The following is a 24105-nucleotide window of genomic DNA, read 5'->3' on the forward strand; positions in this document are numbered from 1 at the left end:
CACCGGCCTCGCCCGTGTTGGCTGGCTGCTGTCAAAGGGGGTACCGACATGAAGATCGTGGAAATCCGTCCTGAGCTGCACATGCTGCTGCTCGAGTTCGGCCAGGCCTATCTGTGGAACGACGCGGGCGCGCTCACGCTGGTCGATACCGGCATCGCCACGTCTGGCGGTGAGATCGCGACCGCGATCGAAGATCTGGGGTTCCGCAAGGCAGACGTCAAGCGCGTGGTGCTCACCCATTTCCACGAGGACCACAGCGGTGGCGCGGCCGAGATCGCCGGCTGGGGGGAGGTCAGCGTGCTGGCCCACCGGCTGGAGGCGCCGGTGATCCGCGGCGATCGTCCCGTACCGCCGCCGCTCTTCACGGACGAGGAGCGCGCGCTGCACCGCAGCCTCGGCGCTCACCTGCTGCCGCCCGCACCCCCGTGCCGGGTGGATCGCGAGCTGCAGGACGGTGACCTGATCGATTTCGGCGGCGGCGCCCGGGTGATCCACACCCCCGGTCACACCGACGGCAGCATCGCCGTCCACCTGCCACGCGCCGACGTGCTCTTCACCGGCGACACCGTCGCACACGTCAACGGGCAGGTCATGCCCGGCGTATTCAACCTCGACCGGGCCGAGATGCTCCGATCGTTCCGCCGGCTGGCGGAAATCGACACGGCGCTGGCCTGCGTCGGCCACGGCGAGCCCATCCTCGACGCCCACACCGCCATGATGAAGGTCCCCACGGACTCTTGAGCCCCGGCTGGCGCCGATTCCGCCGCCGTCATATCGTCCCTCGGGAGATACTGCGGACGTCCGCTGGGGGTACCTTTCCGGATCATCTGAGGACCCGAAGCGCCAACGTCGGCGGGGAAGGCACATCCGTCCCGCCTACCGTGGCGCCAGAGCCGCTAACCGGCCACCCCCGCCCGGCTCCGGCGTCCGCGGGGGCACCGGCCGGAGTTGAGTGCGGGGATCGGCAGCAGGCCGAGAAGTCCGCTGCGAGCCCAGCCCCCAGCGAGGCTCGGCGACTGGCCAGAGGCCGCAGGTGTATGCCCTGCGCGCATCGCGCCGCCATTGGAAGCAGCCGGGCCGGAAGGGCGCGGAGACGCGCCGGCGGCGTACCGGCGGCGTACCGGCGGCCGAAATCCGGGATTTCGGATTACCAGACGACAGCGAAACGACGCCAGAACGACACCGGTTGGCAGGAATGTGAGTCACCAGGGGGCCATGCGGATGGAAGAACCCACCCGCATTACCCCTGAGGGGAACTGATGTTCCAAAGCTGGGGGAGTGATCGTGGAAGAGCACCGCACACCTGTCCTGCTGCCGCGTCGTGGCGCAACGGCCGCATCAGGCGGCCCGGAAACCGGTATGACGCCTGACAGCAGGCACTCGAGCGTGGGCAACGTCAGCTACGGCTTCGCCTCATCCGACGCATGAGGGTGACAGAGCCCCAAGCGTCTTACCCACCTTCCGCCGGAGCCGGCCCCGCTGCCGAGTCGGCGCGCGTCGCACACACCCACCCGGCGCGCGGTGACCTCCTCAGCAGGCTCACCGCGCGCCCGGGAGGAGCCGAGCCGTTGCCGATCCGCCGCGATCAGCAACCTTCGCCAGTGATCTCAAGCTCGCATGGAAGGAGACTCAACGGTGCTCATGGACGGATCACTACCGCGGTCCCCTGTCAATCGAGCCTATTTACCGCGAGGGCCTCAGGAAGGCCGTCAGCCACGTGGCTCATCCGCCAGGAAGGCGCGGACCCCCTTCCGATCAGTGGTCGCCTACGCTCCATCCGGAGTCAGCGCGTTCGGCCTGAGCGCCGTCAGCGGGATCTTCGCCAATCGCAGCCACATGGGGCTGCCCCGATTCGACTTTTCCGTCTGCTCCGACCAGTCGGGCGTCATGAGCACCGACTTCGGCATGTGCCTCCAGGTGAAACACGGGCCTGAGGCGATGGTGGGCGCCGACCTGGTCATCGTGCTGCCCAGTGACCGCAGGCCACTGACCCTGCCAGCGGTCGTCAACCGGGCGCTCGCCGACGCGCACCACCGGGGAGCCCTCCTCGCCGCCTACTGCTCAGGCACGTTCCTGCTCGCCGAAACCGGCCTGCTCGACGGCCTGCATGTCACCACCAACAGGCACTTGTCCGCCTTCCTGGCCCAGCGCCACCCGGGGATCACGGTGGAATCCGACGCTCTGTTCGTCGACCAAGGCCAGATCGTCACGGGCGCGGGCGCGGCCGCCGGCATCGACATGTGCCTGCACCTGTTGCGTCGCGAACACGGAGCGGCCGTCTCCAACGCCGTGGCCAGGGACTGGATGGTGTCACCGCGTCGCGAGAGCGGACAGGCACAATATGTTCCCAGCTCCACGCAGACCGGCACCCGGTCACATATCCACGACGAGGACAAGCGCCTAGCCGATCTGCTCGTCTGGGCCCGGGCCCGGCTGAGCCAGCCTCTGACGGTCAATGAACTGGCCAGGGAGGCCTTGATGAGCGCCCGTACCTTCGCTCGCCGCTTCCAGGCCGTGATCGGTACCACACCCTACGCCTGGCTGACCGATCAAAGGCTCGACCTCGCCGAAGAACTGCTGGAGACGACCACCTTGTCGATCCGGGAGGTCGCGGGACAAGCAGGTTTCCGGTCCAACGGTGTACTGCGCACCCAGTTTGTGAAGCGTCATGGCATCTCGCCCACCGAGTACCGCCAACGCCAGCGCTTCGTCGATGAGATGAGGCTCTTCGGTCGGTTGTAAGGAGGTCGTGAGGAGAACGCCGTGTGAGAGTTTCTCGGCGATTCGGGGCGCTGCCGGTCACGGACGCGGCCGATGATGCTGTCGGTCCAGTTCCTCTGGCGCCCGTCCCGCCCGCACACCGTTTCATCGGCTGCCGGTGAACTCCCGGCTGCCGGTGGAACCGGCAGTACTCACCGTCCGCGCGCCGTCCCCGCACCCGACCCGGCGCGCGGATCGGAGGCAAACGCTGCATCGGCAAGTCCTAAATGATGTCGTGGCATCGCCGCCCGCTTCGACGAGCTGGCCGCTACCTCGCCGGCGTCACCCTTGCCGCTCGCATCCTCCGGCACGCCGAATTGTCAGGCACCCCATCGGCGTTTCAGGAGTGCCTGCTGCGGGCTCGGGCTTGGCGGATGCGCCGGTGGTGTGACCAGGACAGGGCGCGTTGCAGAATCCAGCTGATGGGGTGGCGTGACCGCGCTGGTCAGATGCGGCGTCGCTACTACAGTCATGTTTTGTGATCTGTAGTCGGATCCGTGTCGGATGTGGTGACGTCTGAGGATCTCCAGTCGTGGGCGGCCGGGCTGGATGAGCTGTTCGCGCGGGTGGCCAGCCTCTTCGGTCGGGTGGAGCCGCGCCGGCAGGCTTGGGCGTACCTGGTCGGATTGCTAGGAGTGTCTTGAAGATCTTGGTGGGTGGGTGGGTCGGCGTGGGCTGGCTCACCCTCTTGCTATGCAGTGATCGGGATGAGTGTCCAGATGCCGTTGGTGTGGGTGAGTCCGAGGTTGATCAGGCGGCGGAGGTTGAGGGCGGCGGCGCGGTGGTGGAGCCAGCGGTCGTTGGCAGGGGTGCCGCGGTAGCGCAGGCGGCGGTTGCCGCGGGCGACCAGCCAGGCGACGGCGCGCTCCACCATGGGCCGCCAGCGTCGGTAGTCGTCTTGCCAGGCGGGGTCGGTGGCGGCTTGGTGGCGGCTTGGTGGCGGGCGGCGGCCTGCAACTGATGGTGGGGGCGGATGGTGAGCACCCGGCCGGTCTTGGCGGTGGTGCACCGTTCGCGCAGCGGGCAGGCGGCGCATAATCCGGTGAAGGTGACGCGGCGCTGCTGGTAACGGCCCCCGGCCGCGGCGAGCGGGACGGTATGCCCGGCCGGGCAGGTGACCGTGCCGGCGGTGGTGTCGATGGCGAAGTCGTCCAGGGTGAACCCGCCGATCACGGCGGGCTTGAGCGCGGGCGGCTTGATCAGCAGCCGGTGCCCGGCATCGGTGAGGGCGGCGCGCAGGCCGGCGGCGGCATAAGCGGCATCGGCCAGGATCTGCAGCACTCCGCGCTCGGCGGCGAGCAGGCCGGGCGCGACGGCGGTCTCGTGGTGGATGGCTCCGGCGCCGGGGCGCAGGGCGACGGCGGTGAACAGGCCGGTCTCCGGCTCCACGGCCAGGTGGGCCTTGTAGCCGTCGTCACGCTGCTGGCCGCTCTTGTGGATGTGGCGGGCCTCGGGATCGACCGGGGATGATCCGATCAGGGGCGGTGCGGCGGGCGGTGCGGCGGGCGATCCGCCACCGGCCGTCGGTGCATCGGAGCCGTCGGCGGGCTCGACGTCCTGGCCGGCGATCAGCGCCAGCAAGCCGATCGCGTGCTCGGCCGGCTCGTCCAGGTCTTGGCCGTTCAGGTGGTCGAGCAGGGTGAGCGCGTCCGTGACCAGGCCGCTCACCAGGGCGGACTTGGCCTCCTCGTCGTCCCAGGCGATCTTCGGTTTGCCCGGGTCGGTATAGTCGTGCGCGTGACAGTGCGCCGCCACCAGCGCGCTCGCACCGGGCACCAGGCGGGCCACCCGGCGGATCGCGGCGATCAGCTGGGTGATGGTGTCCTGGGTGGCGACCGCATCCAGCAGCACCGCCGAATCCAGCGCCCGCCGCGTCCGGCCGGCCAGCACCCCGCTCTGCTCCGCCACGGCGCGAACAGCTCCGAAGATCCGGGTCCCGGGGCCGGCGAGCGGGCCAGCCGGCGCCGGAAGCAGGTCAGCAGCGACGGATCGAAGCCCAGGTCATACAGGCCCAGCCCGCAGGCGGCCTTCCACCGCAGATCGAACCGCAGCGCCCCGACCGCCTCCTCATCCGACAGCCCATGCAGCGCCTGCAGCACCACCACCGTGGCCAGCAGCCCCGGCGGCACCGACGGACACCCCTTGACCGGCGCGTACATGTCCGCGAACATCTGCGGCGGAAACAACACCCGCCGACGCCCGGCCAGAAACGCGAACACGCTCCCGGCCGGAATCATCTCCCGGCACACAACCCACACCTCAGGCCCGGCCGCAACCCTCCGACGACCCATCACAACCCGAGTCTGAATCCCGAAACTCCACCTGACCAGGCCACCAAGATCTTCAAGACATTCCTAGCGCCGGTGGAGCGCAAGAACGGCTGGCAACTGGCCGAGGCCGCAGGCGATGCCCAGCCTCATCGGATGCAGCGACTGCTGAACAATGCTCGCTGGGATCCCCGGGATGTCCGTGTTGACCTGCGTGATATGTGGTCGAGCAGCTGGGTGATCCGGGCGATGTACTGATCGTGAACGCGACAGGATTCATCAAGAAGGGCACCCGCTCGGCCGGGGTACAACGGCAGTACTCGGGCACCGCGGGCCGGGTGGAGAACTGCCAGCTCGGGGTGTTTCTCGCGTATGCAACCGCGCATGGGCGGGTGCTACTCGATGCCGAGTTGTACCTGCCGGAGTCATGGACCGGTGATCGAGCCCGGTGTGTGCAGGCCGGCATCCCGGCCAGCGTGCCGTTCGCCACCAAGCCGGCGCTGGCGACGGCGATGCTGGACCGGGCGCTGGACGGCGCTGTGCCCGCCTCGTGGGTGAGCGCGGACGAGGCATACGGCCAGGATCACAAATTTCGCCTGCACTTGAAGAAACACAAGATCGGGTACGTCGTCACCGTACCCAGGAACCAGTCGCTCGGCACCGGCATTGGCTACGGCAACACCGGCTCACGAGCCGACGCGGTGACCTCCGACGCCCCTGAGCAGGCATGGAAACGCCTGTCAGCAGGCGATGGGGCCAAGGGGCCGAGGTTGTATGACTGGGCGATGGCGACCCTGCCGCCCCACCCCGACGACTACCTGGGCGGACCCGGCGGCTTCCAGCGGTGGCTGCTGGTGCGCCGCAGTCTCACACCGAACGACCAAGGCGAGCTGGAACTGGCCTTCTACCTGTGCTTCGGACCTGCGGGAACCCCGCTGAATGAGCTGGTGCGCATCGCCGGCTCCCGCTGGGCCATCGAGGAGTGCTTCCAGTCCGCCACGAATGAAGTCGGCCTGGGCCCAGTACCAGGTCCGCCGCTACGACGGCTGCCACCGCCACATCACCCTAGCGATGCTCGCCCACGCCTATCTCGCCGTCACCGCCGCGCACGCCCCCAATGAACGTGCGGCCTGGTCGCCCTCACCCCAGCCGAGATCCGGCGTCTCCTGGCACATCTGACCAGCGCCGCCACTCATCCCGTCGGCCACATCCTGCACCGCGCCCTGGCCTGGTCACACCACCGCCGCACCCACCAAGCCCGCAGCAGCCACTACTGGAAACGATGGTTACGCCACAACAAGATCCAGCTCTAGATCACAAGCCGGCAGATCTCCACCCGACCGGTTGCCCTACTTGACGAACCCGCTCTCATCCACGATCAGCCCCGCCCCGCCACCGGCATCAACCTGGGTACGGAGAAGCCGGTGGCCGTCTGGGCTGGTTCTAGGCGTCGCCCTTGAGCTGGATGATTTGGAGGTAGTTGCCGTCGGGGTCGGCGAAGGTGCCGAAGCGGCCGAAGGGGCGGTCCTCGACGGGCACGAGCCAGTCCACGCCGGCCGCGTGGAGCTGCTTCTCGGCGGCGTCGAAGTCGTCGACGTGGAAGTTGAGGATGGATCGGCCCGGCTCGTCGTTCTTGGCCTCGACGTCGTCGCGCCGCTCGATGACCAGCAGGAAACCGCCAAGGTCGAGCGGGCCCTCGCCCTGGAGTTCCGGTGCGAGCGCGTTGCGGTACCACTCGCGCAGCTCCTCGGGCTGGGTGCTGCCGAGCAGAAGGCTACCGGGGGTCAGAATTGTCATGAAGATCTCCGTGGTGTCATACAGGGGTGGGTGCGGTACCGGGCTCGGGCTGAGAGCCGACGCCGGCGTACTCACGCTCCAGCGCCTTGGCCGGGCTGCTACGCCAGCCGGCGGCCATGGTCTGCGACATGGGGTCGGGGAAGATGTCCTCCTCGTGGTTCGCCACGCCGTCGAAGATGGCGCTGGCCACCGATTCCGGCGCGGCCTTCGGGGCGTCGAAGTCGCGTGACATGTCGGTGTCGGTCGGGCCGATGAAGACGGCATGTACCCGTACGCCTTGGCCTGCGAGCAGAGCCCGCTGCGACTGCGTCAAGGAGAACGCGGCAGCCTTCGAGATCGAGTAGGCCGGAATCATGGGCAACGGGGCGAAGGCCGTTACCGACAGGTTGTTGACGACGGCGCCGCTCGAACTGACCAGCTGCGGCAGGAAGGCCTGCGTCATGCGGTGTGTGCCGTACAGGTTGACGGCGAGGTGGTGTTCGAGCACGGCGGGGTCGTCGAGCGCGTCGTACAGTGCCGCACCGGCGTTGTTGACGAGGATGTCGAGTGACGTGATCGTCTGGGCGGCCTTCTGCGTCTGTGCCGCGTCGGTCACGTCAAGAATCAGGTTCGTAACGCGGGCGTCGGGGTGAGCGAAGGGGGCGCGGGTGCCCGCGTACACCCGCGCGGCGCCCCTGCGCAGGGCCTCCTCGACCAGCGCCCTCCCGATCCCGCGGTTGGCGCCGGTGACCAGGATGTTCTTGCCTGTGAGGTCGGTCATCTCAGGCACCCGCCGACCCGGTGCGGGCCACGGTGGCGGCGTCCTGGTGGGCCGGGATGTCCCCGTCCTCCTTGGGGTTGGGCTGTCCCTTGCCTGTGGTGATCAGGTTGCGGAGGCTGCCGTCGATGTAGCCGCTCCATGCGTTGGAGCACACGTCGTAGCACTCGTACTGCGGGACCAGGCCCTTGTGGGTGAAGCGGACCTCGGCGCCGCCGTCCTTCTCGATGATGTCGAAGACGACTTCGGTGCCGATCCACTCGGCTTGGTCGGTGACGAAGTTGAAATGGTTGTCCAGGACGCGCCAGGCGGCCTTCCGGCCGGGCACGAGCTCCGTGATCTGGATCGTGGCGCGGTGGACGTCCTTGTAGTGGTGGTAGAACACGGCGCCGACCTGATCGGTGACGCCCTTGACGTCTTCCGACCACCACCCGCGGACGTTGGTGACGGCTTCGAACGCTTCCTGAGGGGTCTTGTCCACCACGACGGTGGTGGTGTAGTGCTGCTGCTGAGTGGCTTGCGTCATGCAAGCGACTGTACGGCCATTAGCTTGCATGACGCAAGCACTCTCGCCAGGGTTCCTACATGCCGGGCAAAGCCCAGCCGCGCTGCACCCCCGGAGGCATGAATGCGTGAACGACGAGACGGAGCCACCACGGTTCGAGGGATCACGACGGCTTGGACATCGGAAGAACAAGGGCCGCCGACGCTGTGTGCGCACGGCATGACGCACGACCGCTGGGCGCACGAGGATGCCGGCCCGTACGGCTGGACGCCGATCGCCGCGGCAGGCCGAACGGTACGCGAAGCTCGCGGACGCGGCCGAACGCGACGGCGCCGCCGCCGTGGAGAAGGCTGTCGCGGACATACCCTTCCAGGGCTTGTTCCGTGAGCTGTCCGGCTATCCGCTGGTTGCCGAGCTCCTCGGCCGGGAGCGGCCGCGTCGCCAAGCTCACCACAACTAACTTGCAATTCTAAGTTGCAATGTTAAGTTATGGGGGTGCAACGCAACCTGAGTTTCGACCTGCATGTACTCACCGCCCGCCTGGACCGGGCCGCCGATCGGATCCTGCGGGCGCAGTCCAACGTGTCCTACAGCCGCTTCCTGGCGCTGACCCTGGTCGGGGAGCTGGGCGCCTCAACACAACGGACCCTTGCCGACTGCCTCGGCGTGACCGAGCCGTCGATAAGCCGGATGACCGCTGTCCTCGCCGCCGAAGGCCTTCTCGACGTCCAGCCTGACCCGGGCGGAGGGCACCGGCGGCGGCTGAGCCTCACAGACAAGGGAAAGCAGTTGGTGGCCTCAGTCCAGCAGGGATTCGAAGAACGGCTGGCCTCGCTCGTGGCGCTCAGCGGCGTGCCGTACGAGCAGTACGCAGAGCACACCGCGCAGTTGCGGGCGACGCTGGACCGGATGGAGCGGGAGGAAGCCAGGTGAACCAGAGCATCCAGACCCCACCAACGCGCCAGTGCGCTGTCTCGTCAGCTGACGGCACGCCGATCAGCTATCGGACGAGGGGAGCCGGGCCTCATCGTGCTCGGCGGCGCCCTGCGCACCTCGCAGGACTACCTTCCGCTGGCCTCCGCATGGGCCCGCTCGTTCACCGTGCATCTCCTCGAATGGCGGGGGCGCGGTGCCAGCGGCCCTCAGGGAGCCCAGTACACCTCACGAAGGAAGTGGACGATCTCCTTGCCGTCCAGGCCGAGACCGGGGCGCGGTTGGCGTTCGGTCACAGTTACGGCGGACTCGTCGTCCTTGAGACCGCACGGTCGTTCCAGGTGTTCGAGCGCATCGCGGTGTATGAACCCGGAGTTCCCGCTGCTCCTGTCCCCATCGGCTGGATGGCGCCTTACCGGGAGCGGCTGACCGCCGGCGATCCTTATGGCGCGTTCGTTCACTTCATCAGGGGCTCGGGCGGCGCGCCGGCTTTTGTGAGCAAGCTTCCCTTCTGGTATCTGCGCCTGGCGTTGCGGGTCGGCTTCCGGGAGGAGAGCTGGCTGCGGATGCGGCCCCTTCTGGAGGCCAATCTGGCCGAGCACAAGCAGATCGCTGCCCAGCAGGGCCGGTTTGCCGCGTTCTCGGCCGTCACCGCTTCGGTGCTGCTCCTTTGCGGTGGTCGCAGCTCCGATGCGAGCAGACAGGAGTTCGCCGCCGTACGCGATACCCTCCCTCACGCCACGCTCGAAACCTTGGACGGCCTCGACCATTTCGGGCCCGAAGGGAAATCGGCTTCCGTTGTGGCCGAGCGGGCTCTGGCGTTCCTTCTGTGACGTTCCCGCCCACACCGCCGGCCTGACCAGAGCAGGACCGAAGGCGGTCCGATCGTCGGCTGGGCAGGGTGCGGAGACAGGGCCCCGTCGCGGCCGGAAGGGGGCGGCAGCGAGCGGATCGATGTCCCGACCGACCGTCTTTCACGCCAGGCAGCCCGGCGGGAGACCAAGGAGCGGGAGTGTCGGCGGCTTCTCCTGGAAGCTCGGTTCGATCGAGTGAGCGCATTCAACGACATTCGTGACTATGTGGCCATTCCCCGGGTCCTTTCTCTGCGGCTTTCGCCTGATGGCTCCAGGTTGATCTCCACCGTTCAGTCCCTCAATCCCGACGGCAAGTCGTTCGGCACCGCGCTCTGGGCCGTCCCGCTGGACGGCGAGCCGTACCGGCTGACGCGCTCGGCCAAGGGCGAGTCCGCCGCCGTCTTCACCGACGCGGGCGACGTGCTGTTCACCTCCGCCCGCCCCGACCCGACCGCCAAGGAGCCCGGCGAGGAGGTGCCCGCGCTATGGCTGCTGCCCCGGGCGGGCGGCGAGGCCCGCCAGGTGGCCACCCGGCCCGGCGGCATCGGCGGCGTGCGCACGGCCGGCGACGTGGTCGTGTTCGTCTCCGACGTGCTCGACGGCGAGGAGTCGGCCGACGAGGAGAAGCGCAAGGCCCGCAAGGAGGCCGGCATCAGCGCGATCCTGCACGAGGGCTACCCCGTCCGCTACTGGGACCACGACCTCGGGCCCGGCCGGCCCAGGCTGTTCGCGGCCAGGCTCGGCGCCGACCGCCTGGAGGACGTGCGCGACCTGACCCCCGACGCGGGCGACGCGCTGCGCGAGGGCGGGTTCGAGCTGACCCCCGACGGCACCACCGTGATCAGCACCTGGCGCGTGCAGTTGCCGAAGGGCGAGTCGCGCACCGAGCTGGTCGCCATCGACGTGGCCACCGGCGAGCGGCGCGTGCTGCTGTCCGACGAGGCCCACGACTTCACCGGGCCGCTGGCGATCTCGCCCGACGGCGCCAGGCTGGCCTGCTCGCGCGACCGGCTCACCTCGCTCGACGTCTCGGCGTACAGCGAGCTGTGGATCGCCGACCTGGCCACCGGTCAGGGCCGCGCCTACGCGCCGGGCCTGTGGCCCTCGGACGTCGACTGGGCGCCGGACTCCTCGGCCGTCTACATCGCGGCCGACCACCAGGGCCGCCGTCCGGTCTTCCGGGTCCCGCTGGACGGGGAGCCGGCCAGGCTCACCCAGGACGACGCCTCCTACCTCGGCCTCAACCCGTCGCCCGACGGCCGCTGGATCTACGCCCTGCGCAGCGCGGTCGACCTCGCCCCCGCTCCGGCCAGGATCGACGCCGCCACCGGCGAGATCGCCGACCTGCTCTCGCCCGCGCCGCGGCCGGAGGTGACCGGCACGCTCACCGAGGTCACCGCCACCGCCGACGACGGCACCACGATCCGCGGCTGGCTGGCCCTGCCGGAGGGCGCCTCCGCCGCCAGCCCCGCGCCGTTCGTGCTGTTCATCCACGGCGGCCCGCTCGGCTCCTGGAACGACTGGCAGTGGCGCTGGCAGTCGTGGATCCTGGCCCAGCACGGGTACGCCGTCCTCATGCCCGACCCCTGCATGTCCACCGGCTACGGCCAGGAGATGATCGATCGCGGCTGGGGCGACTGGGGCCCGCGCACCCAGGCCGACCTCGACGCGATCGTGGACGCCGCCCTGGCCAGGGACGACATCGACAGCGAGCGGATCGCCGCGATGGGCGGCTCGTTCGGCGGCTACATGGCCAACTGGCTGGCCGGCCACACCGACCGCTACAAGGCCATCGTCACGCACGCCTCGCTGTGGAACCTCGACCAGTTCGCCGGCACCACCGACGCCGCGATGTACTGGCAGCGCGAGTTCGGCCTGCCCGGCGGCGAGCGCTACTCGCTGCTGTCGCCGCACAACGCCCTCGACAAGATCACCACTCCGATGCTCGTCATCCACGGCGACAAGGACTACCGGGTGCCCATCGGCGAGGCGCTGCGGCTGTGGTGGGACCTGCGGCGCACCGAGGTGGACGCGAAGTTCCTGTACTTCCCCGACGAGAACCACTGGATCCTCAAGCCCGGCAACATCGTCGCCTGGTACGAGACCGTCCTGGCCTTCCTCGGTCAGCACGTGCTCGGCCAGGAGTGGAAGCGCCCGGACTCGGTGGCGTGATGACGGACTTCCTGAGGCTGGTCCGGGCGATCGTGAGGGCCTGCTTGCCTTAGAGATCACCGAGCCGGTACGACCGGAGGTCAGACCTTCTGCGATAAGCGGCCAGGCGCGACCACGGCTTGGATCTCGGTTGGGTCGTCCACACGACCGCAGTGGTCGCACACCGTCCGCTGGGCGACGCCGGTGCCGCACACCGCGTGGGTGTACAGGACGGGCGGCTCCCCGTCGGTCGCCCACTGGTCGCCCCATTCGGAAAGCGCGACCAGCGCGGGCGCGAGCGCGCGCCCCTTCTCGGTCGGCAGGTACTCGTACAGCTCGGGTTGCTCGGAATACCTGTGGCGCCGCATGAGCTCCGCCTCGACGAGGCCGTCGAGCCGAGCTTTGAGGATGTTGGTCGCGATGCCCAGTTTGTGCTGGAAGTCGCTATAGCGGGTGGCACCATCGAAAAGAGCGTCGCGAATGATCAGCAGGCTCCAGCGTTCGCCGACCACCTCGAGAGTGCGGGCGATCGAGCACTCCTGTGAGTCATAGGTCTTCCCGAGCATGTACTCACTTTACCGTGAATGCTTGCATCATGAAAGTATATGAATGGCGTAACTTGCATATGCAAGTTTGTGCTCGGCGCCGGGAACGAGCGGCTCGACTCCCTAGCACCAGCACGGCGCCACCGTGGCGCGGGCGAACACTTACTCGAGACCATCAGCCCGGCGACACCCGAGCAGACGGGATCAGTGACAAGCGGTGGCCGGCCCTTCGGGGTTGTCGCGTAGGCCAGTGCCGAGGTCGTCGGAGCGTCCGGCGTCCACGCGCGACCACTGGGCGATGGGGCGCCCGTCGAAGCGGGTGACGTGGTCGGAGGCGCCGGCCCCCCACTGCTGCGGCCAGCCGGGGGGCGAGTCCTCCCACGGCTCCTGACGTCCGAACACGGTGAGGTCCATGAGCGTGTAGTTGTAATCAACCGCCTCCACGCCACGGCGGGTCGTCCAGTAGGTTTCGAAGACGCGGTCGCCATCCCGTACGTAACACACAAGGTGCATCAAGCCGATCTGACGCCCGACTAGAAGCTCACCCAGGGAGGGCTGAGCCGAATACCACGGCATGTCCCACCCCATGAAGTCGTGATACCGGCTGCTCTCGTCGTAGGGCCCCTGGCAGAAGACCGCGTAGGTGATGTCGCGGGAGTGAAGGTAGGACGACTCCGTGACCTGGGTGTTGTTCCAGGTGCAGCCTTCGCACTGCTCGGCCGCGGGCCGACCGGGATGCCACATGAAGTAGTAGGCGATGAGCTGCCGGCGCCCCTCGAACGCCTCGAGCAGGCTGAGCGGCCCTTTGGGCCCGATCAGGACAAGGCCGGCGTCGACCTCGACCATGGGCAGGCGGCGCCGGGCCGCGGCGATCGCGTCGCTCTCCCGGGTATGCGCCTTCTCCCGAGCCCGCAGCTCGTCCAGTTCGGCCTGGAATGTAGCCCGGTCGACTGCCGCAGGCAGGCTCGCACCGCTGATGGCCCCGGCCGCCGCGGCGCCGAGGCTTGTGGACGTATCCTTCATGACTGCCTCCTGCTGTCATTTCGCAACCGGTTTCAATCTAGGAATAATGGTTCTCAAAGGCAACCGGTTCGGAGGCGGGTACGGTGTCGAAGGACATGCGGTCAGGATGCCCCATCAGTCTGTCGCTGGAGATCTTCGGTGACCGCTGGACCCTGCTCATCCTGCGCGACATCATCTTCAGCGGCGTCCGCCACTTCCGTGAGTTGCTCAACGGCTCCGAACGGATCTCCTCCAACATCCTCGCCGGCCGGCTCACCATGCTTCTGGAACGGGGGTTCCTTACCCGGTCCCACGACCCCGCCCACCGGCAGAAGGTCGTCTACAGCCTGACCGAGCAGGCCATTCAACTGGTGCCCGTCTTCGCCCAGATCACCGTCTGGGGGATCCAGCACCTGCCGGTGGATCAAGAGTCCGCCGCCCGTGGAGAGGTGCTCGCGGGCGGCCTCCCGGTCTGGGAGACCTTCATGGACGAACTTCGCGAAACCCACCTCGGGCCGCAAGCCCGCCGACGACCGGCACCTGACGCCCCCACCGTCACTGCACAGATGCAGGCCGCCTGCGCGCTCGCACGCGACCACGCCGGGAGTTCCTGACTCACGACAGCGCTGCGAGGACGGCATCCGCGACGCCTTCTCCGCGCGGCACCAGAAGCCGGCGAAACGGTCGCACTCCTGCCACGACCCCACAGCAAGGTCGCCCGGCCCACCATCGTCGATCGGCGGCGCGCGCCATCCCGTGCGGCCACTGACCCCACTCACCCGCGGTCCAACTTCGCGCCCTCTTCCGACTGCCGAGGATGTGCCCGCCGGAGCACCCACGCCGACAGCCTCGAACTAGTTGCGGGCTTCAACTGCTTGCTATAGAGAACTGATTGTAAAATGCAAGTTGGCCCGGATCGGTCGTGGAGTTCCTGGACTGGGGTGCGGTCGTGACAACGGAACTGGCCAGACACGCTGCCAGGTTCGAGAACGTCAAGACGGACGGCTTCGGCTACTACGCCCAGCAGTCCATCCGCCCCCAGCAGGCATACGCTCGTTCACCCGCCTGCTGAGATGACCGGCAGGCTGCCTCGCGAGGTTGCCGGACACCATCGCCACCAGATGGAAGTGGACGCCTCAGCAACCGCAACCTTCAAGCCTCAGAGGTGGGCACCATGCAGCAGGGCACGAACCTGCCGAAGGTCGGGACCTACAACCGGGCCGTGGTCCTGGAGGCGATCCAGGCCTCGGACGGCATCAGCCGTGTGCGGATCGCCGCCATGACCGGTCTGACCGCCCAGACCGTGTCCGTCATCGTGCGCAAGCTGCTGAAGGAGGGACTGGTCGTCGAGGACGGGTCCGCGCCGTCGAGTGGTGGCAAGCCACCCACCATCTTGCGGGCATCGGCCGGGGCCGGATACGCGGTGGGCGTGCACTTCGATCAGCAGGAACTGTCAGGGGTGCTAACAGATCTGGCGGGACGGCTGGTCGCCCGGCTGCACCAGCCGGTACGGCCTGGAGCCAGGCCCGAGACCGTGATCCGGCAGCTCGCCAGGGCGGTCCGCCGGATCCTGCGTGAGGCCGGGGTTCCGGACACCAAGGTACTGGGCGTCGGGCTGGCCTGCCCCCGGCCGCTGGACGCTGACGGCGTAATGGTGTCGCCGCCCCGGCTACCAGGGTGGGGCCGGGTGCCGATCAAGGAGCTGCTGCAGGAGCACTCCCGTTTCCCAGTGACCGTGGACAACGAGGCCACGGCGGCCGCGATCGGCGAGCGGTGGGCCGGCATCGCGCGCTCCACGCCCAGCTTCGCCTACCTCTACCTCGGGACGGGCATCAGTGGCGGGCTCTTCCTGGACGACCAGGTCTACCGGGGCAGGTCGCTGAACGCCGCCGAGTTCGGGCACATCACGGTGGAGCCCGGCGGGCCCGAGTGCTACTGCGGCAACCGGGGTTGCGTGGAGACCGTGTGCTGCCCAAGCGCCATCGAGGCGGCCATGCGGGCCGCCGGGGCCGACGGCCGCTCCGATCACGCAGCCATCTGCGCGGCGGCCGCAGCCGGGGAGCCGCTGGCGCGGCGGGTGATCGAGCGGGCCGCGGAACGGCTGGCCGACGCCGCCGTGAGTTTGGTGAACATGCTGGACATCGACCTGCTCGTGCTCGGCGGTCCCGCGCTCAGGGAGGTCGGGGGGATCTACCGTCAGGCGATCGAGCGGGCCGTATCGGGCAGGTCGCTGGCCAGGAGGCTGCACGCGGTCCGGGTGGAGACCTCGCCGATCGCGGCCGACGCCGCGGCCATCGGTGCGGCCTCGCTGGTCTTTCACACCACGTACGCGCCTCGTCTGGGCGCGTTGCTCAGCGACCGGATGTGAGGCCGACCGGCTTCGATGGGTGGCCGCCCCTGCCTCCGCTGTCCGCAATCATTCGCACATTGGCATTTTTCCCGTAGAGGTCATCGCATGGCGTCGAGTAACGTATTTTCGTCCCACAATGGCGGCCATACCGCATGTGGTCATTGTCCGGTAAACTCACAGCAAGTAAGCGCTCCGGGCGCGGAACGGAAATTTTTGCGCGGTCTCTGCGACATATCCGCGACTCTCTCCTCGCCGGGGAATTCCTGGGTACGGGGTAGGCGAGCTACTCCCGCGCTGACCGACCGGTATGTGCCACGAGTATCTCGGTGACCAAGCCACCACCTGAGGGGCGGTTCCTATACATGCCCCGCTATTTGTCTTGCTTGCCGTTTGTCCGGAATATCGTTAATCCCAGGCATGGTCGCTCTCTTTCCGCCCAGACTCGTCACAAGGAAGGTTCATGGCGCGCAGCCGAATCATCGCACTAGCATGCGCACTTCTCCTCTTACCGTCACTGACCGCGACACCCGCGGCGGCGGCCGAGCCTGCCTCCGGGCCTCCCCCGAGCGACACCAGGGAGCTGACTCGCAAGGATTTCACCCTGGACGGCAAGCCGGTCCAGGCGGCCTCACCCTACAAGGCCGACAAGCCCGGCAAGGTCACGGCTAAGGCGGCCGACACGCCGCCGGTCGGCACCGTACGCCAGTGGCTGGGCCTCGACGACTACAACGGCGAGATCTACCGCAAGGACTACACGCTGCGTGCGGTCGGCGACAAGATCGAGATCTGGGTCGCCAACGATCTGGCCTTCCCCGAAGGTGACTGCCGGGCACAGGTGCCGTCGTCGGTGCAGATCACCGACGCCCAGGTGGCGGACATGGTCAAGCAGTTCGACACCAACATCTACCCGAAGGAGTCGGCCGCCTTCAGCACGGCGCCGGACCGCGACGGCACCCACGCCACCCTCGGCCCGGACGCCAACGGCAACGGCGGCGTCTACACGGGTGCCGGCGACCGGACGGTGACGCTGGTCGACAACGTCCGGGATGCCAATTTCTACACCTTCCCGGCCGCTCCCACGTCCATCGCGGGCTTCTTCAACGCGCAGTTCAACTCGTTGTTCGACCGCAACGTGATGACGATCGACGCCTTCGACTGGCTGCACCGCACCGGCGCGAACCCGCCGGACGAGCCGACCGGCGACCCGTGCACCTCGCGTGGGGCGCGGCCGTACCTGTACGAGAGCACCTTCGCGCACGAGTATCAGCACCTGCTCCACTACTACACCGACCCCCTCGAGACCGTCTGGGTGAACGAGGGCCTGTCGGACTTCGCGCAGACCCTCACCGGCTATGTCAACGCCAAGGCCCGCGTGGACGAGCCGGGCAACGACAACCACATCTACTGCTGGCAGGGATTCGGCATCGTCCAGACGCCACACAATCCCAACCCGCGCGACTGCGGCGGCCCGCAGAACTCGCTCAACCTCTGGGGGGAGGGCAACCCGGACGCGCTGCTGGCCGACTACGGCCAGGCGTACGCGTACATGTTGTTCCTCTACGACCGGTACGGCGCCGCGTTCATGAGCAGGCTGCACCGCGACGGCGACCTGCAGGGACTGGCCAGTCTGAAGGCGGCGCTGGGCGACACCGACCTGTACCAGACACTGCACGACTTCCAGACGATGGCGCTGGTGGACCGGCTGCTCGGCGCCGGCGGCACGACCACGGGCGTGCCGCGTGAACGGGTGACCTCGGCGAGCCTGAACTCGGACCTCAACCTGGACAACCCGACCGCCTACGCCGCCCCCGGCGCGGCGCCGAACGGTGCAGACTTCGTGCCGATCCGCAGGATGGGCAGCGACGTGCTGAGCTCCCTGTCGTTCCAGGGGGCCGAGACGCTGCCGTCGCTCCCGCTGGCCTGGACCGTCGTCCCCGACGACCCGGACCGGCAGGGCAACCCGGTGCTGTGGTCGGGTAACGTGAGCAACCTCAACGTCGCGGCCGTGACCCGGGTGGACGTGCCGGCCGCCGATCCGACGCTGCGCTTCCTGGCCAAGTACGGCGCCGAGCAGGACTTCGACTACGCCTACGTGATCGTCTCCACGGACGGCGGTCGCACCTACACCGCCATCCCAGGCGACCGGACCGCGACCGCGCCGCTCGGCCCCGGCCTCAACGGCACCACGACCGGGTTCGAGCCGCACACCTTCAGCCTGTCCGCCTACGCCGGCCAGGAGATCCTGCTCGGCTTCCGCTACGTCAGCGACGGCAGCGTCAACGACGGCGGTCTGCTGGTCGACGATGTGACCGTCGGCGGCACGACGGTGAGCGACGGGTCCAGCCTGGAGCCGTTCGACTCGCCGACGGAGATCCTCCCGACGCCAGTCCACCGCTGGAACGTGCGGCTGGTCGGCATGGACGGAGAGCAGACGACAGTCCACCAGGTCGAGTTCGGCGGCCGCGATGCGTTCAGCCTCAACGAGCTGCAGCTCGCGCCCTTCAGGAAGTTCCCAACGGTGGTGGCGATCGTCGCCTACGACGAGCCGACCGAGCAGGTGCAGCAGTACGCACCGTACAAGCTGACCGTCAACGGAGCCGTCCAGCCGGGTGGCGGCGGCTGATCTTCGAGACACCAGCCTGACAGAGCGTGGTGCACACCCGGCGGATCAACGCCAGGAGTGCACCACGTTCGTCTGCGGCGGGAACCGGCCGGGGCGCCCCGCACAACAGCCGCACGTGCGGCTCTTGACGACTCTCCCCAGGGTCCACCGCCGTTCGCGCCCTCTCGCGCAACCGATGGTTGCGTAACCTCATCGGCCGCACTACGATTCCACGCAACCAAAGGTTGCGCGTTGAGGAGAGTGACCCGCATGGAGTACGGCACCATCGAACGTGAGATCCATGTCGATGCCTCGCCCGAAGTGGCCTTCGAGGTCGTCAGCCGTCCCGAGCACATCGCGCAGTGGTGGACCGATGACGCCGTCCTCGAAGCCACTCCCGGCGCCGTCGGCGAGCTGATCTGGGGTGACAGGGCGCAGGTGGTGCGGATCGTCGTGGAGAAGACCGAGCCGCCCCGCCTGTTCTCCTTCCGCTGGTGCCACCCCGACGGCGACCTCGAAGACTCCGCCGCCTCCCTGCTGGTCTCCTTCGAGCTCACCCCCTCGGGCACGGGCACCACGATTCGCCTCACCGAGACCGGATTCCGGGAAATGGGCTGGGAGGCGGCCAAACTGGAGGAGCAGTACCGCGACCACAGCACGGGCTGGGACACCTTCGTGCCCCGGCTCGGGGATTACCTCGCGCTGGTGTCCACCCGATGACTACCACGCTCGACGACGATCTATGGTCGGCGGTCGGGGACCCGATCCGCCGGCGGATGCTCGACCTGCTCCTGGCCGATGGCCAGGCCACCGCCACCAGTCTCAGCCGGCGGTTACCTGTGACCCGGCAGGCCATCGCCAAACATCTGCATGTGCTCGACCGCGCCGGCTTGGTACACGCATCGCCTGCCGGGCGAGAAAAGAGGTACCGGGTGGACGAAACGCAGCTCGCCCGCGCCATCGCTCAGCTGTCCTCGGTCGGGGCAGCCTGGGACGCCAGGCTCCGGCGCATCAAGCGGATCGCCGAGGCGATTCAGCGCAGCCAGGACCAGCACGACACCGGACAGTGACTTCACACCGAACCCCGCGCCAAGACCGGAAAGAGAAACAGCCATGGTGGACATCCTGCACAGAGTGGGCATCAAAGCGCCGGTCGCCGAGGTCTACGCGGCCTTGACCACCACCCAGGGGCTCGCCGACTGGTGGACGACCGACACGAACGGCGAAGGCGACGACGTCGGCGGCGTGCTCCAGTTCCGGTTCGAAGCCGGCGGCTTCGACATGAAGGTCCTCGACCTTCATCCGGGCAAGCGCGTGTTGTGGGAGGTGGTCGAGGGACCCGAAGAGTGGATCGGCACGCACGTGATCTGGGACCTCGGTCAGGCCGACAACTACACCATCGTCCTGTTCAAGCACGAAGGCTGGAAGGAGCCGGTGGAGTTCATGCACCACTGCAGCACCAAGTGGGGAGTCTTCCTGATGAGCCTGAAGTCGCTGGTCGAAACGGGCAAGGGCGCTCCGGATCCGCACGATGTCAAGATCGATAACTGGAACTGACGTTCCACGCGCTCACGCGCCTGCGGTCACCCGCCGGGCGTGGCTCACCCTCGGGACGAGCGGCCGGAGAACCTGCGACGACTCGATGCGGGACCTCGTCACCTTGGCCAAGACCGCGACCGACTACTCCCTGCCGCCCCTCGCGCTCGTCCTGTGGCTCGGATGAGCGCGTGCGGCGCCGAGCCGGACACCGCGTCTACCGGGAAACTGTGGCATCGTTTCTCCATGGGGACACGGTTTGGTGTTCTGGGCGCCCTTGAGGTGGTGCGTGATGGGGTCCCGGTGACCGTGTCGGCGCTCAAGCAGCGAATAGCGCTGGCCACTCTGCTCTTGCAAGCGAACCAGCACGTATCGCTCGATCAGCTTGCCGAACGGATGTGGGACGGGAAGGAGACTCCCGACGACGCGCGTGGGGCCGTTCAAACACATATCGCCAGATTGCGTCGGATCCTGCGCGATCGAGGTGACGACGGGCAGCTGATCCACACCCGCGAGGAGGGATACGTCCTGCAGCTCGCAGAGAAAGATCTCGACGTCGCCGTCTTCCTCGATCTCGTCGGCCGTGCCAAGAGGGCGGGCCAGGCCGGTGACGAGGCGGGTGAGGCCGATCTGCTCCAGCGATCACTGGCCTTGTGGCGCGGCCCGGCCCTGGTCGATGTTCCGTCCGAGTCGCTTTATCGCGACCACGTGCTGGTGCTGAACGAGCAGCGCGTGCAGGTGATGGAACGCTGGTTCGAGCTCGGGCTGCGGTCAGGCGGCCATGACGAGCTGGTCGTGGAGCTCAAGGCGGCCACGGCGGCGCACCCGCTGCGCGAGCGCTTGTGGGCTCAGCTCATGCTCGCGCTGTATCGATCGGGCCATCAGGCCGAGGCGCTTCAGGTCTACAACGTGGTCGGCGACATCCTCCGGCAGGAGCTGGGCATCCATCCCGGTGACGAGCTGCGGAAACTGCATCACGACATCCTCACTGGCGATCACGGTCTGCTGGTCCCCTCCGCGCCGGCGAGCACGGCACCCGTGTCCGGGCAGCCGGACGGCGTACCCGCGCCACCGCCGCGAACGGCCGAACCCGGCCCGGTCCCCTCGGCGGTGCTCCCCCGTCAGCTCCCCGCTGACATCACGCACTTCACCGGCCGACTCGCCGAGCTGGCGACGCTGGAGAAACTCGTGTCCGGCGGCCAGGCGCCGCGGCCGATCGTCGTCGACGGTCCTGCGGGTGTGGGCAAGACCGCGCTGGCCATCCGCTGGGCGTACCTGGTCCAGGATCGATTCCCGGACGGCCAGCTCTACCTCGATCTCCGCGGATTCGGACCCGACGCGCCGGTCGAACCCGCCGCCGCCGTGGAGATGCTGCTGCGAGCGCTGGGGGTCGCGGCGGAGCAGCTCCCGGCCGAGCTGGACGCGCGGTCGGCACTGCTGCGTACGTTGACGGCCGGGCGGCGCGCGCTCATACTCCTCGACAACGCCCGCGACGAGGCGCAGGTACGCCCCCTGCTCCCCGGCGCGCAGTCACAGGTGCTGATCACCAGCCGAAGCCAGCTACGTGGGCTGGGCGCCCGGGAAGGCGCGTTCCGCGTCACTCTCGACGTCTTCTCGCCGGACGAGGCTCATGCCCTGCTCGCCGTGCTCCTCGCCGAAGAACGCCTGCGTGCCGCTCCGCAGGCGGAGACGGAACTCGGCGAACTGTGCTCGCGTCTGCCGCTGGCACTCAGCATCGCGGCGGCCAACCTCGACGCCAACCCGCACCTGAGCCTGACCGACTACGTGGGCGAGCTACGCGACAATCGGCTGGCAGCCCTGGAAGCCGGCAGCGACCAGGCGGCCGCGGTCCGTGCCACGCTGGATGTGTCCTACACCGCCCTGCCCGAGCCGCAACGCAGGGTGTTTCGCCTGCTCGGGCTGGTGCCCGGCGCGGATTTCACCGCGGAGGTCACGGCCGCGCTGGCCGGCTGCTCGATCGCCGAGGCCAGACGAAACCTGGACGCGCTCGCGTCCTTCCATCTGATCCGCATGCACGGCCCAGGCCGATACACCTTCCACGACCTGCTCCGCCTCTACGCCGCCGACCACGCGCGCTCCGACGATACTCCCGGCGCGCTGCTGGAGGCCGAACGGCGCCTGTACAACTGGCACCTGCACAGCGTGCTCGCCGCCGCCGAGATCCTCCACCCCCACTGGGTACGGTTGCCGCCACCGCCACTCATGGACACCGTGAGTCCGGTGACCTTCGACGGCCAGGAGCGCGCCGTGGCCTGGCTGGAGGCGGAACACGCCAACCTGGTCGCGATGATCCACGACGCGCCACGGCACGGTCAGAGCGAGATGGTGTGGCTGCTGACGGATGCGTTGCGCGGCCATTTCTGGTTGAGCAGGCGCCTGGAGGACTGGCTCTCCTGTGCCCGATCCGCCCTGACCGCCGCCGTCGCCGTCGACGACCGGGCGGCCCAGGCCGTGATCCAGTTGAGCCTCGCCAACGCCCAGACGTTCCAGGACCGCCCCGAGCGGTCGATGGGGCCCTACGCGCGGGCGTTGTCGCTCGCGGAGGAGGTCGCCTGGCTGGACTGCCAGGCCTTCGCCCTGGCCGGGCTAGCCAACGCCCATCTGCGCCTGGGCTATCCGCAAGAGGCCGTCGAACACCTCAACCAAGCCCTCACTCGACGGGCTGACGACACGCGCGGGCAGGACTCCTTTCTCAACAATCTGGCAGTCGCCTACGCCCAGCTCGGGCAACTGGAGCTCGCCCTCGACCACCTCGATCAGGCCATGAACCTCGCCATGGACAAGCATGCCGTCTACATCTGCAACCTCGGCGAGGTGAACCACAGCCTAGGACGGCTCGACGAGGCGGTCCGGCTGCTCAGCGAAGGCATCTCCCTCTGTCGCCAGTCCGGGGACCGCGGTGTGGAGCTGGAGTGCATGGTCCTGCTGGCGGCCGTTCACCGTGACCTCGGACGCCACGCCGAGGCGATCGAGCTCGCCGATCAGGCCTTGACGATGTGCCAGGACCTCGGGGACCGAATCCTCCAGGCCGGCGCCCTGAACGTTCTCGGCGCGGTCCATCACGATCTCGGCCGGTACCGCGAGGCGTTCGACCGTTACCAGGAGGCGCTCGACGCGTCGAAACAGGGCAATCATCGGCATCCAGAAGTCGCCAGCCTGATCGGCCTCGCCAATGCCGCCGCGAAGCTCGGCCACCTGCCGGAGGCCGTCGCGCATGCCGAACGGGCCCACACGATCGCCCGCCACCGTTCCTTCCGCGTGCTGGAGGGCCTCGCCCTCACCGCGCTCGCGGAGATCGGCATCGAACGCGGCGCCTGGCCCCACGCCGTCATCCGGGCGAAGCAGGCAGTCGCCCTGCATCGCGCGACAGGTCACCGCCTGGGTGAGGCGCGAGCCCTCCGGGTGATCGGCGACGCTCTGCACAAAAAGGGCGGGGCGCTCGCCGCTGAGGGCTTCTGGCGCGAAGCTCACGATCTGTTCTCCGCGGTCGGCACTCCCGAAGCCGCCACCGTCGGTGCCCTCATCGAAGGACCCGCAGGAGATTGAGGGACGCCGGTTCCACAGTGGACGATGCCAGCCGCTGGGTCCCCGCAAGCTCACAAGGCCGAACTGAACTTCCCGTGGTGCTCGACGTCCCTCTCCCCCAGAGTCGAGATCAGGCGGCGCGCTCGGCGATCACCGCGTCCGGAACGATCCCCCAGCGATAGGCCCGCATCTGGGTCCCTTCTCACGGACAAGGTGGCGATCCGCGCCGCTCAAGGGGCACCCACGGCCCCCCACCGAGATCGTCAGCTCACGGGATGGTGGTCAGAGGGTGTCTTCGATTGCGTGCCTGCTGTGCGCCATGTCGCCATCTCGTCAAGAGCCGCGGGTGGTTCTACGCGCGTGAGTCGGCCCCACTTACGCGTCGGCTTTGGCCCCACCGTCAGTGCATGGCGTAGCCACCCGGTGACGTTCCGATGGCTTTTGGCCCCACCACAGACATTGTGATGAGACGCTGCTTGTGCTCCTGATCCGGAGGGGCG

20 protein-coding genes and 3 pseudogenes are annotated in these 24105 nt (G+C 68.3%); 15 read left to right on the plus strand and 8 right to left on the minus strand.

All coding sequences use genetic code 11. The annotated features are described in order from the left end of the window. Positions 1-48: 48 nt before the first annotated feature. The 3 genes and pseudogenes from HD597_RS03765 to HD597_RS67235 all read left to right on the plus strand — a co-directional run. Positions 49-741 carry an MBL fold metallo-hydrolase gene (locus tag HD597_RS03765; RefSeq protein WP_253740266.1) on the plus strand — a complete coding sequence of 231 codons (693 nt, stop codon included), beginning with the start codon at positions 49-51 and terminating at the stop codon, positions 739-741. 1017 nt (positions 742-1758) lie between these two features. After that, complete coding sequence (locus HD597_RS03770) at positions 1759-2742, plus strand: GlxA family transcriptional regulator (protein WP_253740267.1); 984 nt, start codon at positions 1759-1761, stop codon at positions 2740-2742. Positions 2743-3269: 527 nt separating this feature from the next. Continuing rightward, positions 3270-3392 (plus strand): annotated as a pseudogene (locus HD597_RS67235) (IS701 family transposase); the annotation flags it as partial. A gap of 59 nt (positions 3393-3451) precedes the next feature. Here HD597_RS67235 and HD597_RS66620 read toward each other — a convergent pair. The 3 genes and pseudogenes from HD597_RS66620 to HD597_RS66630 form a co-directional block, all read right to left on the minus strand. Further along, positions 3452-3796 carry a transposase gene (locus HD597_RS66620; protein WP_372513344.1) on the minus strand — a complete coding sequence of 115 codons (345 nt, stop codon included), beginning with the start codon at positions 3794-3796 and terminating at the stop codon, positions 3452-3454. Further along, positions 3742-4668, minus strand: a pseudogene (locus HD597_RS66625) (transposase); the annotation flags it as partial. The pseudogene HD597_RS66625 and the gene HD597_RS66620, both read right to left, overlap by 55 nt. After that, positions 4566-4979: a transposase gene (locus HD597_RS66630; RefSeq protein WP_372513321.1), complete on the minus strand. Its 414-nt coding sequence runs from the start codon at positions 4977-4979 to the stop codon at positions 4566-4568. The pseudogene HD597_RS66625 and the gene HD597_RS66630, both read right to left, overlap by 103 nt. Before the next feature lie 99 nt (positions 4980-5078). On the opposite strand from HD597_RS66630, the pseudogene HD597_RS03785 reads away from it, so the two are divergent. Next, positions 5079-6206: pseudogene (locus tag HD597_RS03785) on the plus strand (IS701 family transposase); the annotation flags it as partial. A gap of 264 nt (positions 6207-6470) precedes the next feature. On the opposite strand, the gene HD597_RS03790 reads toward HD597_RS03785, so the two are convergent. Genes HD597_RS03790 through HD597_RS03800 form a run of 3 tightly spaced genes read right to left on the minus strand, consistent with a single transcriptional unit; the run spans position 6471 to position 8107 of the window. Beyond that, positions 6471-6824 (minus strand): VOC family protein, encoded by a 354-nt coding sequence (locus HD597_RS03790; RefSeq protein ID WP_253740270.1) that lies wholly within the window; start codon positions 6822-6824, stop codon positions 6471-6473. A gap of 16 nt (positions 6825-6840) precedes the next feature. Then, positions 6841-7584: an SDR family NAD(P)-dependent oxidoreductase gene (locus tag HD597_RS03795; RefSeq protein ID WP_253740271.1), complete on the minus strand. Its 744-nt coding sequence runs from the start codon at positions 7582-7584 to the stop codon at positions 6841-6843. A gap of 1 nt (position 7585) precedes the next feature. After that, complete coding sequence (locus tag HD597_RS03800) at positions 7586-8107, minus strand: SRPBCC family protein (RefSeq protein ID WP_253740272.1); 522 nt, start codon at positions 8105-8107, stop codon at positions 7586-7588. Positions 8108-8581: 474 nt separating this feature from the next. Here HD597_RS03800 and HD597_RS03805 point away from each other — a divergent pair, with 474 nt between their 5' ends. The 3 genes from HD597_RS03805 to HD597_RS03815 all read left to right on the plus strand — a co-directional run bounded on the left by HD597_RS03805 (position 8582) and on the right by HD597_RS03815 (position 12045). Next, the gene (locus HD597_RS03805; RefSeq protein ID WP_253740273.1) at positions 8582-9019 is read left to right on the plus strand and encodes a MarR family winged helix-turn-helix transcriptional regulator; all 438 of its coding nucleotides are present in this window, start codon (positions 8582-8584) and stop codon (positions 9017-9019) included. A gap of 182 nt (positions 9020-9201) precedes the next feature. Continuing rightward, positions 9202-9852: an alpha/beta hydrolase gene (locus HD597_RS03810; RefSeq protein WP_276082683.1), complete on the plus strand. Its 651-nt coding sequence runs from the start codon at positions 9202-9204 to the stop codon at positions 9850-9852. Positions 9853-10098: 246 nt separating this feature from the next. Next, positions 10099-12045, plus strand: a complete 1947-nt coding sequence (locus HD597_RS03815) for a S9 family peptidase (protein WP_253740360.1) — start codon at positions 10099-10101, stop codon at positions 12043-12045. An 80-nt stretch (positions 12046-12125) separates the two neighbouring features. Here HD597_RS03815 and HD597_RS03820 read toward each other — a convergent pair whose 3' ends face one another. Both HD597_RS03820 and HD597_RS03825 read right to left on the minus strand, forming a co-directional pair. Beyond that, entirely contained in the window at positions 12126-12590 is a 465-nt protein-coding gene (locus HD597_RS03820) for a winged helix-turn-helix transcriptional regulator (RefSeq protein WP_253740275.1), read from the minus strand. Positions 12591-12773: 183 nt separating this feature from the next. Continuing rightward, positions 12774-13592, minus strand: a complete 819-nt coding sequence (locus HD597_RS03825; protein ID WP_253740276.1) for a DUF899 family protein — start codon at positions 13590-13592, stop codon at positions 12774-12776. 83 nt (positions 13593-13675) lie between these two features. Between HD597_RS03825 and HD597_RS03830 the strand changes: the two genes are divergently transcribed. The 8 genes from HD597_RS03830 to HD597_RS03860 all read left to right on the plus strand — a co-directional run bounded on the left by HD597_RS03830 (position 13676) and on the right by HD597_RS03860 (position 23626). Beyond that, positions 13676-14185, plus strand: a complete 510-nt coding sequence (locus HD597_RS03830; RefSeq protein WP_253740277.1) for a winged helix-turn-helix transcriptional regulator — start codon at positions 13676-13678, stop codon at positions 14183-14185. A gap of 335 nt (positions 14186-14520) precedes the next feature. Next, a complete protein-coding gene (locus HD597_RS64205) occupies positions 14521-14643 on the plus strand; it encodes a hypothetical protein (protein WP_276082684.1) in 123 nt (40 codons plus the stop codon). Positions 14644-14745: 102 nt separating this feature from the next. Then, the gene (locus HD597_RS03835; protein ID WP_253740278.1) at positions 14746-15939 is read left to right on the plus strand and encodes an ROK family transcriptional regulator; all 1194 of its coding nucleotides are present in this window, start codon (positions 14746-14748) and stop codon (positions 15937-15939) included. 442 nt (positions 15940-16381) lie between these two features. Next, positions 16382-18544 (plus strand): M6 family metallopeptidase, encoded by a 2163-nt coding sequence (locus HD597_RS03840; protein WP_253740279.1) that lies wholly within the window; start codon positions 16382-16384, stop codon positions 18542-18544. A 240-nt stretch (positions 18545-18784) separates the two neighbouring features. Beyond that, the gene (locus HD597_RS03845; RefSeq protein ID WP_253740361.1) at positions 18785-19243 is read left to right on the plus strand and encodes an SRPBCC domain-containing protein; all 459 of its coding nucleotides are present in this window, start codon (positions 18785-18787) and stop codon (positions 19241-19243) included. Beyond that, positions 19240-19593, plus strand: coding sequence for an ArsR/SmtB family transcription factor (locus tag HD597_RS03850; RefSeq protein ID WP_253740280.1), 354 nt, complete (start codon positions 19240-19242; stop codon positions 19591-19593). Before HD597_RS03845 ends, HD597_RS03850 begins: the two co-directional genes overlap by 4 nt. A gap of 43 nt (positions 19594-19636) precedes the next feature. After that, entirely contained in the window at positions 19637-20080 is a 444-nt protein-coding gene (locus HD597_RS03855) for an SRPBCC family protein (protein ID WP_253740281.1), read from the plus strand. Between the two features lie 264 nt (positions 20081-20344). Continuing rightward, positions 20345-23626, plus strand: a complete 3282-nt coding sequence (locus HD597_RS03860) for an AfsR/SARP family transcriptional regulator (protein ID WP_253740282.1) — start codon at positions 20345-20347, stop codon at positions 23624-23626. The last annotated feature ends 479 nt before the right edge of the window (positions 23627-24105 follow it).

The sequence above is a fragment of the Nonomuraea thailandensis genome (assembly GCF_024172165.1).
In the GTDB taxonomy this organism is placed as follows: Bacteria; Actinomycetota; Actinomycetes; order Streptosporangiales; family Streptosporangiaceae; genus Nonomuraea; species Nonomuraea thailandensis.